The sequence below is a fragment of the Enterobacteriaceae endosymbiont of Plateumaris pusilla genome, assembly GCF_012562765.1.
Taxonomy (GTDB): domain Bacteria; phylum Pseudomonadota; class Gammaproteobacteria; order Enterobacterales; family Enterobacteriaceae.
This window is the reverse complement of sequence record NZ_CP046226.1, coordinates 89,586-107,235: the sequence shown is the minus strand read 5'-3', so window position 1 is coordinate 107,235 and position 17,650 is coordinate 89,586. Positions and strand designations below refer to the sequence as shown.

Here is a 17,650-nt window from a genome sequence, read left to right as displayed (position 1 = left end):
ATAATTTTATAAAGTGATAAATGATTAATTTTATTTTAAATAAATTATATAATTCTAAGAATATTTCTAAAGATGAAAGTAATTATCTTTTTTCAGCAATTATAAACAAAAAATTATATTTAAGTCAATTAGTAGCTATTTTAATTTCAATGAAAATTAAAGGAGAAAATTCTGAAGAAATTGCTGGTGCAGTAACTGCAATTTTATCTAATCAAATTAAATATTTTCCTAAACCAAAATATATTATTTCTGATATTGTAGGTACTGGTGGTGATAATATGAATACTTTAAATATTTCTACAGGTAGTGCTTTTATTGCTGCAGCTTGTGGATTAAAAATAGTAAAACATATTAATTATTGTATATCAAGTAAATCTGGATCAGCTGATGTATTATCAGCTATGGGTATTCAATTAAATCAATCTAGAAAAATTTCTCGGAAATTATTAGATAATTTTAATTTATGTTTTTTATTAGCACCTAAATATAATAATTTTTTTTCATATTGTATGAATATAAGAAAACAATTAAAAACGAGAACTATTTTAAATATATTAGGACCTTTAGTAAATCCTGCTAAACCTCAAGTAATTTTAATTGGTGTATATAAAAAAAATTTATTAATACCTATCATTAATACTTTAAAATTATTAAAATATAAAAATGCAGCTGTAGTTCATTGTAATGGTATGGATGAAATATCATTACATAGTAATACTTATGTTTTTGAATTAAATAATAATATAATTTCTAATTATATATTAACCCCTAAAGATTTTGGATTAGATTATATCTCTAGTAAAGATTTAATTGGAGGTATTCCAGAACAAAATGCTAAATGTTTAATAAAATTATTAAAAGGAAATTGTACTAATATTAGTTATAAAAATACTATAGCAGTAAATGTTGCTTTTTTATTGAAATTACATGGAAAAAATAATTTAATCCAAAATACAGAAATGGTTCTTAATACCATTAATAATGGTTCTGGTTATAATTATATTATTAATTTAATAAATAAAGGTTATATAAAAAAATAACTATGCATCAAAAAAAAATTTTAGAAGAAATATTAAAAAATAAAATTTCTTGGATTCAAAATAAAAAAAAATATATTCCTATAAAAAACATTATTCCATATATAAAAAAAACTAAATATGACTTTTATAATGCATTAAAAAGCAATAGTAGTGTATTTATTTTAGAATGTAAGAAATATTCTCCATCAAAAGGATTAATTTGTAAAAATTATAATTTAAAATCTTTTGCTCAAGTTTATAAAAATTATTCATCTGTTATTTCTGTTCTTACTGACGAAAAATATTTTCAAGGAAATTTTAATGATATTAGAATAATTAGAAATATGGTACCACAACCAATATTATGTAAAGATTTTATTTTAGATCCTTATCAAATATATTTTGCAAGATATCATAGTGCTGATGCTATACTATTAATATTATCTATTTTAAATGATAAAGAATATATTAGATTATCTAAAATTGCACATCAATTAAATATGGGTATATTAACTGAAATTAATAATGAAAATGAACTTAAAAGAGCAATATATTTAAAGGCAAAAATTATTGGTATTAATAATAGGAATTTAAGTGATTTTTCAATAGATCTTAATAAAACATATAATTTAGCAAAATTAAATTATATTCCTAAAGAAATTATATTAATTAGTGAATCAGGAATTGATAATAATTTTACGATAAGACAATTAAGTAAATTTGTTAATGGATTTTTAATAGGTTCTGCAATAACTTCTAAAAAAAATATTCTATATGCGGTTAAAAATTTAATTTTTGGAATAAATAAAATATGTGGTTTAAAAACAATTAAAGATGCTAAAATAACTAATGATTCAGGTAGTATTTTTGGTGGCTTAATTTTTATAAATAGTTCTATAAGAAATATTAATATTAAAATTGCAAAAAATATTGTATTTAATGTTAAAAAATTATTATATATAGGAATATTTTATAATAGTACAATTGAAGAAATTATTCAAATATCAAAAATATTATCATTATATGCAGTTCAATTACATGGAGAAGAAAATCAAAATTTTATTAATATATTACGCAATAAATTATCTAATAAAATTAAAATTTGGAAAGTTATAAAAATACATGATCATATTCCTTATTATAAGTATAATAACGTAGATTTATATGTATTTGATAATTATTTACCTGGTAAAGGAATTAAATTTAATTGGAATTTATTAAAAGGAAAAAATAATCAAAATATTCTATTAGCAGGCGGTTTAAATAAAAATAATCTTAGAGAAGCAATTAAATTAAAATGTTATGGACTAGATTTTAATTCAGGAGTAGAAAAAATTCCTGGTATTAAAGATCATTTTAAAATAAAAAACATTTTTAAAAATCTACGTGATTATTAATATAAATTATTTATTTTTTAATCTAAGGAAAATATTTAAATGATTACTTTATTACCTAGTTATTTTGGTAAATTTGGTGGAATGTTTGTACCACAAATATTAACACCTGTTTTATTAGAATTAGAACAAGTATTTATTCAATCTCAAAATGATCCTATTTTTAAAAAACAATATGATTTTTTGTTAAAAAATTATGTCGGTCGTCCTACACCATTAACATTATGTAATAATTTAACTAAAAATACTAATACTATTCTTTATTTAAAAAGAGAAGATCTACTTCATAGTGGAGCACATAAAATTAACCAAGCATTAGGTCAAGCATTATTAGCAAAAAAAATGAATAAAAAAGAAATAATAGCAGAAACAGGTGCAGGACAACACGGTGTAGCTGCATCAATAGTATGTGCACTTTTAGAATTAAAATGTAAAGTTTTTATGGGAGAAAAAGATATACAACGTCAAAAATCTAATGTTTTAAGAATGAAATTATTAGGAACAGAAGTAATTTCAGTTAATAAAAATAATGGTACATTAAAAGATGCATGTAATGAAGCAATTCGTTATTGGTCAAGTAATTATAAAGATTCTCATTATATGATAGGAACTGCAGCTGGTCCTCATCCTTATCCTACTATAGTAAGTAAATTTCAAAGTATAATAGGTAAAGAAGTAAAAAATGATATTATTTTAATGGAAAATAAATTACCTGATATATTAATAGCATGTGTAGGTGGTGGATCTAATGCAATTGGATTATTTAAAGATTTTATTTTAGATAAATCTGTACAATTAATTGGAATAGAACCAGGAGGTTTAGGTATTAATACAAAAAAACATGGTTCTGCTTTAAAACATGGTAAAATAGGAATTTATTTTGGTATGAAAACTTCTATTATGCAAACAGAAAATTATCAAATCGATGAATCTTATTCAATATCTGCAGGTTTAGATTTTCCTGCGGTAGGACCTGAACATGTATATTTAAACAATATAGGTAGAGCTAAATATGATTCTATTACAGATAAAGAAGCTATAGAAGCCTTTAAATTATTATGTTCAAAAGAGGGTATAATACCAGCTTTAGAGTCTTCACATGCACTAGCATATGCTTTAAAAATTATTAAGAAAAATCCTATAAAAAAACAAATATTAGTAGTAAATTTATCTGGTAGAGGAGATAAAGATATTGCTACAGTTAATAATTATTAATAATAGGTTATATGTATATGAAAAAACGTTATACTAATATGTTTCAATATTTAAAAAATAAGAAAGAAATTGCATTAATACCTTTTATTACTATAGGAGATCCATCTATAGAAATATTTTTTAATATAATTGATACTCTTATTCATAATGGTTCAAATGGATTAGAATTAGGAATACCATTTTCTGATCCATTAGCTGATGGATTTATTATTCAAAAGGCAAATAAAAGGGCATTAAGTATAGGTATTAATATTATTAAATGTTTTAAATTAATTAGTATTATTAGAAATAAATATCCTAATATTCCTATTGGAATATTAATATATGCTAATATTATTTATTCTTATGGTATAGATAAATTTTATAATCAATGTTATAAATCTGGAATTGATTCTGTTCTTATTGTAGATGTACCTATTGAAGAATTTATGCCTTTTTATAAAAAATCAATTAAAAATAAAATTTTACCTGTACTTATTTGTCCACCAAATGCTAATAATTATTTATTAAAACAAATTTCATCTTTTCATTGTGCATATACTTATGTATTATCAAGATCTGGAATTACTGGAATTGATCAAACAATTAATAATACATTTAATATTTCTCATTTATTTTCTAAATTAATAGAATATAATGCAGCATTACCATTACAAGGATTTGGAATCTATACAACTAATCATATTAAAAATGCTATTAATAATGGTGCTTACGGAGTTATTTTAGGATCATTTATTATTAAATTAATAGAAGATAACCAATATAATCCTATAATATTATTAAAAATATTAAAAAATATAATAATAAAGTTAAAATATGCTACAATTAAATATGAATAATTATAAATTTTTTTTATATAAATAATTATTTTTTATTAAAGTATTTTAAATTATTTTAATTTTAGTTAAAAATAAAAATTTTAACTTATTTTTATAAAAATATTTGTTTTAATAAAAAATATTTATATAAATGATTTTTTAATTTTAATTTTTATTGTAAAAGAATTAATAATTTTATGAAATTCCTTTCATTTAACATTAATGGTATTAGAGCACATATTCATCAACTTGAATCAATAATTAATTTATATAATCCTGATATTATTGGATTACAAGAAACTAAAGTTGAAAATTTATATTTCCCTAAAGAAAAATTAATAAAATTAGGTTATAATGTTTTTTTTTATGGTGAAAAAAAATATCATGGAGTAGCTTTATTAAGTAAATATATTCCATTAAATGTACAACAAGGATTTTTATATGATGAATTTAATATACAAAAAAGATTAATAATAATTGATATTCCAAGTTCTATTGGAATTATCAAAATAATTAATTGTTATTTTCCTCAAGGAGATAATCGTAATAATTTTATTAAATTTTCTTCTAAAATTAATTTTTTTAAAAATTTACAACAATTTCTTGAAAATAATGTAGATCCTAAAGATCCTGTTATATTAATGGGTGATATAAATGTTAGTATTTCTGATTTAGATATTGGTATAGGAGAAATTAATCGTAAAAGATGGTTAAATAAAGGTAAATGTTCTTTTTTACCAGAAGAAAGAATATGTATTAATAAATTATTAAAATGGGGTTTATTTGATATCTGGAGAATAATGAATCCAAAAGTAAATAATATGTTTTCTTGGTTTGATTATCGGTCTAAAGGATATTTAAGCAATCGTGGATTAAGAGTAGATTTAATTTTAATTAGTAAAATATTAATAAAATATTATATTAATTCAAATATAGAATATTCTATTCGTAAAATGATTAAACCATCAGATCATACTCCAGTATGGATTAATTTAAAAATTTTTTAATTAAATTTTATTTCAAAATTAGGTGATAAATGACTATTTTATGGAATTTGATAAAATCTTTTTTTTGTTATATTTGGTTTACAATCAATTTTCTTAAAAAATTAATATTCAATATAATTTTTTTATTATTAGTAATAATAATTGGTTATTATATTTATAATATTGATTATAATAATCAAATAAATAATTTAAATAAAAATAAAAAACATATATTAGAAATTGATGTTCAATATTTAACAGATGATATGATCAATCAAAATAATATTTTTTTAAAATTTTTTAATAAAATATTAAATTTATCAGTTACAAATTCAACTTTTCAAGTTGCACAAGCTATTCATCATGCAAAAACAGATAAAAATATTAGTGGTATCGTATTAAATTTAAGTGATTGTATGGTAGAAGATATGAATACATTAAGTTACATAGGAAAATATTTAAATGACTTTAAAACCTCTGGTAAACCTATATATGCTATAGGAGATATGTATAATCAAAACCAGTATTATTTAGCTAGTTTTGCTAATAAAATAATTTTAGAACCACATGGATATGTAGATTTACATGGATTATCAGCAGAACATTTTTATTTTAACAGTTTATTAAAAAAATTAAAAATAAAATTAAATGTTTTTAAAATAGGAGATTTTAAATCAGCTATTGAACCAATAACAAGAGATAATATGTCTCAAAACACTAAAATTATAGAGAAAAAATTAATTAATAATTTATGGGGTAATTATTTAAAAACAGTTTCAAATAATCGTAAAATAAGTATTCAAAATTTATTACCAAAACATAAAGATTTAATTCAAAAATTAAAAGAAAGTAATGGAAATTTAGCATTATATGCTTTAAAAAATAAATTAGTCGACAGTTTATCTACAAAATTTGATTTTAATTTTGATATGATGAAAAAATTTGGATTAGATTTATATAATCAAACATATAATCATATTAATATAGATGAATATATTAATCAAAATTTGAAACAAAATAAAAAAAATAATATTGCAGTAATAACTATTAATGGAATATTAAATTATGGTATAGAAAGTCATAATATTATTAATGAAATAAATCAAGTATATTTAGATCCTGCTATAAAAGGATTAATATTAAAAATTAACAGTCCAGGAGGTAGTTTAACAGCTGCTGAATATATATATAATTCTTTAATTTCCTTAAAAAAAGTTAATAAACCTATTGTAGTATCAATGGGTGAAGTAGCAGCATCGGGAGGATATTTTATTGCAACAGCAGGAAATTATATTATAAGTGATATAAATACTATTACAGGATCTATCGGAATATTTTCTATATTACCTACATTTAATAATACTTTAAAAAATTTTGGAATTTATAGTGATGGAGTCAATACTAATATTGGATTAGAAAATTCAATATATAAAGAATTACCTTTACAAAATAAAGAAATTATAAAAATAAATATACAAGGAGGTTATGATCAATTTATACATTTAATTTCTAATTCGAGACATAAATCTATAAAAGATGTAAAAAAATTAGCTAATGGTATGGTATGGTTAGGAAAAGATGCAAAAAAAAATGGATTAGTTGATTCTATTGGAGATTTTGATTCTGCTATAGAAAAAATTTCTGAACTAACAAAAATAAAAATGAAAAATATTTCATTAAAATGGTTTGAAGATGATACTGATTTTCTTCCTTTAAATTTATTAGATTTTTTTTCTTTTCAGAAAAATAATTCTGTTTTATTATTTAATAATATTTTCCCTTCTTTAGTAAACTACTATCTTCAAAAAGATTTATTAAAAAATAATTTATTATTACCAAAACAACAAATAAATGATCCAAGAAATATATATGCTATATATAATTTAAATAATTAGTAAATATATAAAAAATATTTTCTATAAGGAAAAAAATAATGTCAATTAGAGTCGCTATTAATGGATTTGGAAGAATAGGTCGTATTTTTTTTCGTGCTGCACAAAAAAATTCTAAAATTAAAATTGTAGCTATTAATGATTTATTAGAAATAAATTATATGGCTTATATGTTAAAATATGATTCTACACATGGAAAATTTGAAGGCAATATTGAAGTAAAAAATCAATATTTAATTGTTAATGGTAATTATATTAATATTTTTTTTGAAAAAGATCCATATAAATTAAAATGGAATGACTTAGGTATAGATGTAGTTGTAGAATCTACAGGAATATTTTTAACTAAAGAGTTAGCAAATAAACATATAGTTTCAGGTGCTAAAAAAGTTATAATCACTGCACCACCTAAAGATAATAGTATTCCTATGTATGTTAAAGGAGTTAATTTTGAAAAATATAACGGTGAAAAAATTATATCTAATGCTTCTTGCACAACTAATTGTTTAGCACCTTTAGCAAAAATTATTCATGATAATTTTATTATAAAAGAAGGTTTAATGACAACAATACATGCTGTTACTTCAACTCAAAAAACAGTAGATAGTCCTTCTTATAAAGATTGGAGAGGAGGTAGAGGAGCATATCAAAATATTATTCCATCTACTACTGGTGCAGCTAAAGCAGTAGGATATATTATACCTGAATTAAATGGTAAATTAACTGGAATAGCTTTACGAGTTCCTATAGCTAATGTTTCTGTTGTCGATTTAACTGTTAAATTATTAAGAGAAACTACATTAGATAAAATATTTGATCAAATTAAATTTGCTGCACATAATAATATGAAAGGTGTTATTGGATATACAGAAGATGATGTAGTTTCTAGTGATTTTAATGGAGAAATATTAACATCTATTTTTGATAAAAAAGCTAGTATATTAATTAGTAATACTTTTGTAAAATTAATTTCTTGGTATGATAATGAAACAGGATATTCTAATAAAATTTTAGATCTTATCTTACACATCACAAAAAATAATTAAATATTGATCTATTCATAATATTTAAAATTTTTACTGATAAATATTAAAATTAATATTTATCAGTTTAAATATTCATTTTAATTTCATTAAATAAATCTTGTTTTTGGATATATTATTTAATATTTTAAAACATAAATTTATATAAAATTTTAAATTTATATAAAAATTAATAATCCAAAATACAGGAGCAATTTTCATTGGATTTACAATCAATTTTTATTTTATTTATAATTGGATGTATTTTAATTACATCTAGTATTTTACTTAGTTCAATTACTTCAAGGATAGGTGTTTCTATTTTATTAGTATTTTTAGCTATAGGTATATTATCAGGATCAGGAGGTATTGGTAGAATTTCATTTCATAGTTATTTAGTAGCAAATATTATTAGTAATTTAGCTTTAGCTATTATTTTGCTTGATGGAGGAATGAGAACAAAAATTTCTTCAATAAAAATTGCTTTAGCTCCTGCATTATCTTTAGCAACTATTGGAGTTTTAATAACAGCTGGATTAATAGGAGTTGTAACATCTTATTTATTTAATATTGATTTTATTTATGGTTTTTTAGTTGGTTCAATATTAGCATCAACTGATGCTGCTGCTATTTTTACTTCTGATAAAGGATTAAATGAAAGGGTAACTTCTATTCTTGAAATAGAATCTGGTAGTAATGACCCTATGGCTGTATTTTTAACAATATCTATTATCAAAATGATTAAAATTAAACAATTAAATTTTACTATGAATATATTAATATTACATTTTTTTCATTTAATTAAAGAATTTATAATAGGCATTATATTAGGATTAATTGGTGCATTCATACTAAAAAAAATTATTAATAAAATTAAATTTGTTGGTGGATTATATCCATTAATAGCATTAAGTATAGGTATATTTATTTTTTCCTTAACTAATTTATTAGATGGTAGTGGTATTTTAGCTATTTATTTGTATGGTTTTATTATTGGTAATTATAATATTCGTACTTGTAGTAATATTCTTCAAACTTTTAATGGTATTTCATGGTTAAGTCAAATAACTATGTTTTTAATATTAGGATTATTAGTTAATCTTAATTCTTTATCTAATATTATAATACCGTCATTAATATTATCTTTTTTAATAGTCTTTTTAATTAGACCATTATCTGTTTTTATAGGATTATTACCGTTTAGTCGTTTTTATTTACGTGAAAAATTTTTTATTAGTTGGATGGGATTAAGAGGAGCTGTTCCGATTATATTAGCATTATTTCCTGTGATATCACAAATAGAAAATGCTATGTTATTTTTTAATATATCATTTATTGTTGTTTTAACTTCTTTAATAGTCCAAAGTAGTTTTTTAACTTTCTTTGCACGTAAAACAAAAATATTAATACCTTCTATTATTTTACCTAATTATAGAATTAATTTAGATATAAATGTTAAATGTCAATGGGAACAATTTATTTATATACTAAATTCAGAAACTTGGTGTATTGGATCTTCAATACGTGATTTATATATGCCTAAGAAAACATTTATTAGTGCATTATTCAGAAAAAATATATTATTAAGACCTACTGGAAATACTATTTTACAAAAAAATGATATAATTTGTATTATAGGTCATGAAAATAATTTAAAAGAATTAGGAAAATTATTTAGTAAATCAATTTCATTATCAATAAACCAAAAATTTTTTGGTGATTTTATTCTTGATGCTGAAACTAAATTATATGATATAGTTAAAATTTATAGTTTAAAATTAAGTAATGATATTGATATACAACAATCTATAGGAAATTTACTAATTTATTTAATGAAAAGTAATACTATAGTAGTAGGTGATAATATTAAATGGAATAATATTTTATGGACTATAGCAGAAAAAGAAAATAATAAAATTACTAGAATAGGTATTAGTTCTATAAAAAATATTAATTAATATTTTATTTTTATATTTAAATAATATTTATTAGAAAAATTTTTAATATATTGTTATATTAAACTATTTAATACTATTAATAAAATTTAATTTTCTATAAAATAATTTTTACATTATTTCTATAAAAATAATCATATAGAAAATAAGTTAATTTTAAATAATTTATATTAAAAAAATATATTTTTATATTATAGAAAATTTTACTATTAAAAAAAATTTATATTAATAATATATTTTACTTCCTTGTCTTCCTCCTAATAAATGAATATGTAAATAAAATATTTCTTGACATCCATGTTTATTACAATTAATAACTATTCTATATCCATTTTTATCTATATTTTTTTGTTTAGCTAATTTAGAACAAACTAATAACATTCTACCTAAAGTTAATTCATGTGAATGATTTATATTATTACAAGTTTCTATAAAATGATTTGGTACAATTAAAATATGTACAGGACTTTGAGGATAAATATCATTAAAAGCAGTAACTAAATTATCTTGATATATAATTTTTGTTGAAGTTTGATGTAATATTATTCTTTTAAAAATATTATTATTATTTTTCATTTTTTATAATTAAATTAATATTTATTACCTATAAAAATATCTATTTCTGTTTTTAAATTATCAGATTGAGTTCCAAATACAGCTTGTACACCATTACCAGACATAATAACTCCTAATGCACCTAATTTCATTAAATTTTTTTTATTTACTTTATTAATATCTATAACACTAACACGCAATCTAGTAATACAAGCATCTAAATTTGTAATATTTTTTTTACCTCCAAAAGAATCTATTAATTGTTTAATATATTCTGTTCTTTTTTCTATTTTAAATATATTAGTATTGGACATATTACTACTTAAATTTTCTCTTCCAGGTGTTTTTAAATTCCATTTAACTATTAATATTCTGAAAATAGAATAATATAATATAGCATAAATACTTCCTATTATTGGAAATAACCATATTTTACTACCATGACCGCTTAATATAATAAAATCAATTAAACCATGAGAAAAACTTGTTCCATTTCTCATACCTAATGCTATACAAATAGGAAAAGATAAACCAGCTAAAATAATATGTATTATATATAATATAGGTTCTACATACATAAAAGAAAATTCTATTGGTTCTGTAATTCCAGTAAAAAAAGAAGTTAATGCTGCAGACAACATTAAACTACCAATTTTAATTTTATTTTCTTTTTTAGATGAATGCCATATTGCAATTGCAGCTGCTGGTAAACCATACATTTTAAATAAGAAACCACCTGCTAATTTACCTGCACTAGGATCTCCTGATAAATATCTAGCAATTTCTCCATGATATACTTGTTTTGTTATATTATTAGTAAATGATCCAATTTCCATTTGGAATGGAACATTCCAAATATGATGTAATCCAAAAGGTAATAAAGCTCTTTCTATAACTCCATATATTCCAAAAGCAAGTATTGGATTTTGATAAGCTGCCCAATGTGAAAAACATTGAATAATTTTACCTAAAGGTAACCATATAAAAGATAATACAATTCCAACAAAAATTGATGTTAAACCAGAAATAATAGGAACAAAACGTTTTCCAGAAAAAAAACCAAAATATTCTACTAATTTAATTTGATGAAATTTATTAAACATATAAGCTGCTATAGTTCCAGATATAATTCCTCCTAATACACCTGTATCAGCAAAATGTTTTTTTAAAATAACATCATGTGGTATATTATATAATAATAATGGAATAATTACTTCTACAGTTTTAGTCAAAATACCATATGAAACAACTGATGCTAATGCAGATACTCCATTATTTTTAGTAAATCCTAAAGCAATTCCAATAGCAAAAATTAATGGCATATTAGAAAAAACAGAACCTCCAGTTTTTTCCATAAGATCAGAAACAATTTTTGGTAACCAATAAAAATTAGCTGATCCAATACCTAATAATATACCAGCAATAGGTAATACTGAAACTGGTAACATTAAAGATTTACCAACTTTTTGTAAATTAGCAAATACATTATTAAACATTATATAGTCCTGATATTTATTTTTTTACTAAATTAAAAAATAACTAATTTTTATTATTAAAAATATTAATTTTTTTTTCTAATGATAGTAAAAATCTAATTAAAACTAATTTTTGATTAATATTAATAATATTAATTAAACAATTACGATAGTATAATAAATCATCTATTATTAAAAATATATTATTTAAATTTATTATTTTTGATATTTCTAATATTAAATTAAATTGATCTATATTATAAAAAAAATTTTTTCTTAATTTTAAATGATACTTAATTACATCTATTAATATTAAGTATAACCAATTAAAATATAATAATACATTTTTAGTATTCAATATTTTTAATAAATATAATATATCATGTTTTATTGCTGAAACAAAAATTTCATATAATTTTTTTCTTTGTATCCATAAAGCACTATTTAATAATTTATATGCATTAATAGGAGAATAATTACATATACGTAATGCAGTTATTATTATTTTTTTTTCATAATTATTATTTAATTTTTTATTTAACCAATATAATCCATCTTTTTCAGATGGTGGATTAATATACCATATTTGACAACGACTAGATATTGTAGGTAATAAATCACTTTTATTATAGCATTGTATGAAAAACCAAGTATTTTTAGGAGGTTCTTCAAGAATTTTTAAAAGTGCATTACTAGATGAATTATTTAATTGTTTAGCAAATGGTAACCATATTATTTTTCCTTGATCTCTATAAGAATTATTATAGATATTATCGATAATATTTCTTATATCATCTATACTTATATTTATATGACCATATTTTTTTTTTATAATATATAAGTCAGGATGATTACCTGTTTTAATTAAAATACAATTCTTACATTTTTCACAATTATTTAAATAATTTTTATTAGTACATAATATCCATTTAATTAATGCATAAATTAAATCTATAGTACCTATTCCATGTATTGAACAAAAAATAAAAGCATGATAACTTTTTTTTTTTAAAAATTGAGATAGTATTAATTTATAATTATTATTTAACCAAGAATAATATAATGAAGATATATTATTTTTTATATTTCCTAATTTTTTAGCCATTTCATTATTACTTTTTTTACTGTTAATTTAACATCATAAAGATTTTGATTAGCATCAATAATAATAATATTATTATCTTGTTTAGCTATTTTTAAATAATATTGTCTTACTTTAGTAAAAAAAATTAAAGATTCTTTTTCAATTCTATCTTTTTTTCTTAATTGAATTCTATTTAAACTAATAACTGGATTTACATCTAAATAAATAGTTATATTAGGTTTAATATTATTAATAATAAATTTTTGAAAAAATAAAATATCTTTTTCATTAATACCTCTACCACCTATTTGATAAGCATATGAAGATAGATCATATCTATCAGATAATATCCAACAATTATTAATATTTGGTCTTAAAATATTATCTAATAATTGTAATCTTGATGCGTAAATTAATAATAATTCAGTTCTATTAGATAATATTTCATTTTTTGAATATTTAATTAATTGTCTTAGTTTTTCAGCTAAAGGAGTTCCTCCAGGTTCATGTGTATAAATAATATTATGAATATTTATATTATGAAGTAAAGTTATTATATAATTACAAATTGTTGTTTTTCCTGATCCATCTATACCTTCTACTACAATAAATTGGTTTTTTTTCATGTTTATTTAATTATATTTTATGTATAAATTTTATTTATATTTATTTTAATAAAATTAAATTAAAAATCAAATTATCAAATATGTTTAATTATAAATTTTATTTTTTATAAAAATTTTATTTTAAATATTTTTATAATTAATTATATTTTTTTAAAAATTAGTGTAGCATTAGTCCCTCCAAAACCAAAAGAATTACATAATACATATTTCATATTTTTAACATCACGTGCAAAATGAGGAATAAAATCTAAATTAAAATTTTTATCAACATTATTTAAATTAATAGTTGGAGGTACTATTTGATCTTTTAAAGATAAAATAGAATAAATAGATTCTACTGCACCTGAAGCACCTAATAAATGTCCAGTAACTGATTTAGTAGAACTTACAAATAATTTTAGATTATGTTTAAAAACATATTTAATAGCATAAACTTCAGCAATATCACCTAATATAGTTGATGTACCATGAGCATTAATATATTTAATTTCATTAGAATCTATGTTTGCATCTTTTAGTGCATTTAACATAGATAAAATAGCTCCTTCACCATATTTAGATGGAGTTGTTATATGATAAGCATCATTACTCATGCCAAATCCTACTATTTCAGCATAAATATTTGCATTACGTTTTTTTGCATGATTATATTCTTCTAATACTAATATTCCAGCTCCATCACTTAAAACAAATCCATCTCGATCCTTATCCCAAGGACGACTAGCTTCTTTAGGACTATTATTTCTTTTAGAAAGTGCTTTCATTGCACAAAATCCACTTAGTCCTAGAGGAGTTATTGCTTTCTCTGAACCACCAGCTAACATTATATCAGCATCATTATAAGATATTATTCTAGATGCTACTCCAATATTCTGCATTGCAGAACTACAAGCACTACTAATAGATATTGTAGGTCCTTTAAAACCATAATTAATAGCAACATTTCCTGTTATCATATTAATCATTGTAGATGGAATAAAAAAAGGAGTTATTTTTTGAGGACCTTTATTATATAATATATAATTATTTTTTTCTGTTAAACCAATTCCACCCATTCCAGAACCTATTGCAACACCAAATCGATAAGAATTTATTTTATTAATAATTATTCCTGAATCTTGTATTGCTTGTTTAGAAGCAACTATTCCATATTGAATAAATAGATCCATATTACGTATTTTTTTTTTTATAATAAAATCTTTACAAGAAAAATTTTTTATTAGTCCTGCAAATTTAGTAGTATATTTGCTTGTATCAAAATCTTTAATCAAATTAATACCACTATTTCCATTTATAACATTATTCCAACTAATTTTTACTGTATTTCCTATAGGAGTAATAAGACCTATACCAGTAATAACTACTCTACGTTTTAACATATTTTTTATAATATAAAATTATTTTTAATAATAATCAAAGGATGAATTTAATATTTTGATTCATCCTTTGATGTTATTTAATTTTGATGATGATTAATATAATTAATTGCTTCTTGAACAGTAGTAATTTTTTCAGCATCCTCATCTGAAATTTCAATATTAAACTCTTCTTCTAGAGCCATGACTAGCTCAACAGTATCAAGAGAATCTGCTCCTAAATCTTTTATAAAAGCATTAGTATTAATAACATTTTCTTGTTTAACATCAAGTTGTTCACTAATAATTTTCTTAATACGTTTTTCTGTGGAACTACTCATACTATTAAATTTCCTATAAAACTCATTCATGCGATGGTTCGCTATTTATCAAATTCTGAAAAAGATTTATTACTTATTAGTATCTTTATTAAAAATAAAAAATTTATTTCAAAGATCTAATATAATTTATATAATAAAATTATACTCATTTAAGGCATATACAAGCCACCATTAACATGTATTGTTTCTCCTGTAATATACGATGCTTTATCAGAAGCTAAAAATGCTACAGCATCAGCTATTTCTTGTGGTTTACCAAAACGTTTAAAAGGTATTTTAGATAAAATATTATTTTTTGTATGTTTTGAAAGTTTATTAGTCATATCAGTTTCAATAAATCCAGGAGATATAATATTAACAGTAACTCCTTTATGTGCTACTTCTAAAGCTAAAGATTTACTAAATCCTATTAAACCTGATTTTGATGCTGCATAATTTACTTGTCCTATATTACCTATAGATCCTATTATAGATCCTATAGTAATAATACGTCCAAATGATTTTTTTAACATATAACGAATAACTTCTTTTGATAATATAAAAACAGAAGTTAAATTCGTTATTAAAACATTATTCCATTCACTCTCCTTCATTTTTATTAGAAGATTATCAGAAGTAATACCAGCATTATTTACTAATATATCTATATTTCCAAATTTATGATGAATGTTATTTAAGAAATTTTTAATAGATCCAGAATTATTTATTAAATCTAATATTAAACCAATACCTTTTTGACCTAAATATTTATTTATAATTTTTACACCATGAATACTTTTAGATGTTCCAATAACTTTAGCACCATAATTTGCTAAAGTATTAGAAATATAATATCCTATACCACGATTAGCTCCTGTAACTAAAGCTAATTTTCCTTTTAAATTCATATTTTTCTCATATTATTATATTTTTTTAATGCAATAGATAATGTTTTAGAATTGTTTATTGAAATAACATCTAAATTATTAATAATTTGTTTAGTTATTTTTGCTAATATATTTTTAGGACCAAATTCTAATAAATTATTTATATTTTTATTTGATATATATTCTATACATTTAACCCAATTTACTGGATTATATAATTGACGTATTAAATTATATTTTATTTTTTTTGGAGATGTTTCACATTTTATATCAAGGGTATTAATAATAGGAATTTTAGGATGATTAAATTTAATATTTTTTAAAAATTTTTTAAATTTATTTACTATTGGTTTCATTAATAAACAATGTGCAGGTGTATTAATATATAATGGTATATTATGAGCACCTAATAATTTACATATTTTAACAACTCTTAATATAGCTTTTTTATTCCCACTAATTGTAACTTGATTATATGTATTATAATTAGAAATATTAACTATATTATTTTTTGCTTCTTGTTTACAAATTTTTTGAACTAAATTTTTGTTTAAACCTAAAATAACTTGCATAAAATATCCATCCATATTATTTTCTTTTAAAGAATAAGATATTTCTTGCATTAATTTACCTCTATAATTAACTAATTGTATAGCATCATAAAAATTAATAACATTACTACATAACATAGCAGTATATTCACCTAAACTATGACCAGCCATAATATTAGGTATTATATTATTTTTTTGTAACCATAATTTATATATTGCAAAAGATGATATTAATATAGCAGGTTGAGTATAATAAGTTATATTTAATGTTTTTAGAGGACCTTTTTGAATTAAATTCCATAAATCATATTTTAAAATATTAGATGCTTCTTGAAAAATTTTTTTAATAATTAAATTATTATTAAATAAATCTGATAACATTCCAATAAACTGACATCCTTGACCTGGAAAAATAGCAGCTATTTTTTTTTTTTTGTATATTTAATAATGAATTATTATTCATATTCAAATTAATATTCCTATATTAAAACATAAA

General features: G+C 20.7%; 16 protein-coding genes. 8 read left to right on the top strand and 8 right to left on the bottom strand.

The genetic code is table 11. From position 1 onward, the window contains the following. The first annotated feature begins 23 nt into the window (after positions 1–23). The 8 genes from trpD (at position 24) to GJT83_RS00475 (ending at position 10,304) form a co-directional block, all read left to right on the top strand. Positions 24–1,040: an anthranilate phosphoribosyltransferase gene (gene trpD / locus GJT83_RS00510; protein ID WP_168892856.1), complete on the top strand. Its 1,017-nt coding sequence runs from the start codon at positions 24–26 to the stop codon at positions 1,038–1,040. A 2-nt stretch (positions 1,041–1,042) separates the two neighbouring features. Beyond that, a complete protein-coding gene (gene trpCF / locus GJT83_RS00505) occupies positions 1,043–2,416 on the top strand; it encodes a bifunctional indole-3-glycerol-phosphate synthase TrpC/phosphoribosylanthranilate isomerase TrpF (RefSeq protein ID WP_168892515.1) in 1,374 nt (457 codons plus the stop codon). 39 nt (positions 2,417–2,455) lie between these two features. Continuing rightward, the gene (gene trpB, locus GJT83_RS00500) at positions 2,456–3,628 is read left to right on the top strand and encodes a tryptophan synthase subunit beta (RefSeq protein WP_168892514.1); all 1,173 of its coding nucleotides are present in this window, start codon (positions 2,456–2,458) and stop codon (positions 3,626–3,628) included. A 17-nt stretch (positions 3,629–3,645) separates the two neighbouring features. Continuing rightward, a complete protein-coding gene (gene trpA / locus GJT83_RS00495) occupies positions 3,646–4,467 on the top strand; it encodes a tryptophan synthase subunit alpha (protein WP_168892513.1) in 822 nt (273 codons plus the stop codon). Between the two features lie 176 nt (positions 4,468–4,643). Next, positions 4,644–5,453, top strand: a complete 810-nt coding sequence (gene xthA / locus GJT83_RS00490) for an exodeoxyribonuclease III (protein WP_168892512.1) — start codon at positions 4,644–4,646, stop codon at positions 5,451–5,453. 29 nt (positions 5,454–5,482) lie between these two features. Continuing rightward, complete coding sequence (gene sppA, locus GJT83_RS00485) at positions 5,483–7,327, top strand: signal peptide peptidase SppA (RefSeq protein WP_168892511.1); 1,845 nt, start codon at positions 5,483–5,485, stop codon at positions 7,325–7,327. Positions 7,328–7,365: 38 nt separating this feature from the next. After that, a complete protein-coding gene (gene gap, locus GJT83_RS00480) occupies positions 7,366–8,370 on the top strand; it encodes a type I glyceraldehyde-3-phosphate dehydrogenase (protein WP_168892510.1) in 1,005 nt (334 codons plus the stop codon). 197 nt (positions 8,371–8,567) lie between these two features. Then, complete coding sequence (locus GJT83_RS00475; protein ID WP_168892509.1) at positions 8,568–10,304, top strand: potassium/proton antiporter; 1,737 nt, start codon at positions 8,568–8,570, stop codon at positions 10,302–10,304. A 222-nt stretch (positions 10,305–10,526) separates the two neighbouring features. On the opposite strand, the gene GJT83_RS00470 is transcribed toward GJT83_RS00475, so the two are convergent. The 8 genes from GJT83_RS00470 to fabD all read right to left on the bottom strand — a co-directional run bounded on the left by GJT83_RS00470 (position 10,527) and on the right by fabD (position 17,568). Further along, positions 10,527–10,877 (bottom strand): HIT domain-containing protein, encoded by a 351-nt coding sequence (locus tag GJT83_RS00470; protein WP_168892508.1) that lies wholly within the window; start codon positions 10,875–10,877, stop codon positions 10,527–10,529. A gap of 14 nt (positions 10,878–10,891) precedes the next feature. Next, positions 10,892–12,352 carry a PTS glucose transporter subunit IIBC gene (gene ptsG, locus GJT83_RS00465; protein ID WP_168892507.1) on the bottom strand — a complete coding sequence of 487 codons (1,461 nt, stop codon included), beginning with the start codon at positions 12,350–12,352 and terminating at the stop codon, positions 10,892–10,894. A 43-nt stretch (positions 12,353–12,395) separates the two neighbouring features. Beyond that, positions 12,396–13,436, bottom strand: a complete 1,041-nt coding sequence (locus tag GJT83_RS00460) for a DNA polymerase III subunit delta' C-terminal domain-containing protein (protein ID WP_168892506.1) — start codon at positions 13,434–13,436, stop codon at positions 12,396–12,398. Further along, positions 13,421–14,041, bottom strand: coding sequence for a dTMP kinase (gene tmk / locus GJT83_RS00455; RefSeq protein ID WP_168892505.1), 621 nt, complete (start codon positions 14,039–14,041; stop codon positions 13,421–13,423). The genes GJT83_RS00460 and tmk overlap by 16 nt, the downstream gene beginning before the upstream one ends. 140 nt (positions 14,042–14,181) lie before the next feature. Then, the gene (fabF, locus tag GJT83_RS00450) at positions 14,182–15,420 is read right to left on the bottom strand and encodes a beta-ketoacyl-ACP synthase II (protein WP_168892504.1); all 1,239 of its coding nucleotides are present in this window, start codon (positions 15,418–15,420) and stop codon (positions 14,182–14,184) included. 77 nt (positions 15,421–15,497) lie between these two features. Beyond that, the gene (acpP, locus tag GJT83_RS00445) at positions 15,498–15,737 is read right to left on the bottom strand and encodes an acyl carrier protein (RefSeq protein WP_211080561.1); all 240 of its coding nucleotides are present in this window, start codon (positions 15,735–15,737) and stop codon (positions 15,498–15,500) included. 149 nt (positions 15,738–15,886) lie between these two features. Beyond that, a complete protein-coding gene (gene fabG / locus GJT83_RS00440; protein WP_168892502.1) occupies positions 15,887–16,624 on the bottom strand; it encodes a 3-oxoacyl-[acyl-carrier-protein] reductase in 738 nt (245 codons plus the stop codon). Next, positions 16,621–17,568 (bottom strand): ACP S-malonyltransferase, encoded by a 948-nt coding sequence (fabD, locus tag GJT83_RS00435; RefSeq protein ID WP_281348857.1) that lies wholly within the window; start codon positions 17,566–17,568, stop codon positions 16,621–16,623. The genes fabG and fabD overlap by 4 nt, the downstream gene beginning before the upstream one ends. Positions 17,569–17,650 lie beyond the last annotated feature (82 nt).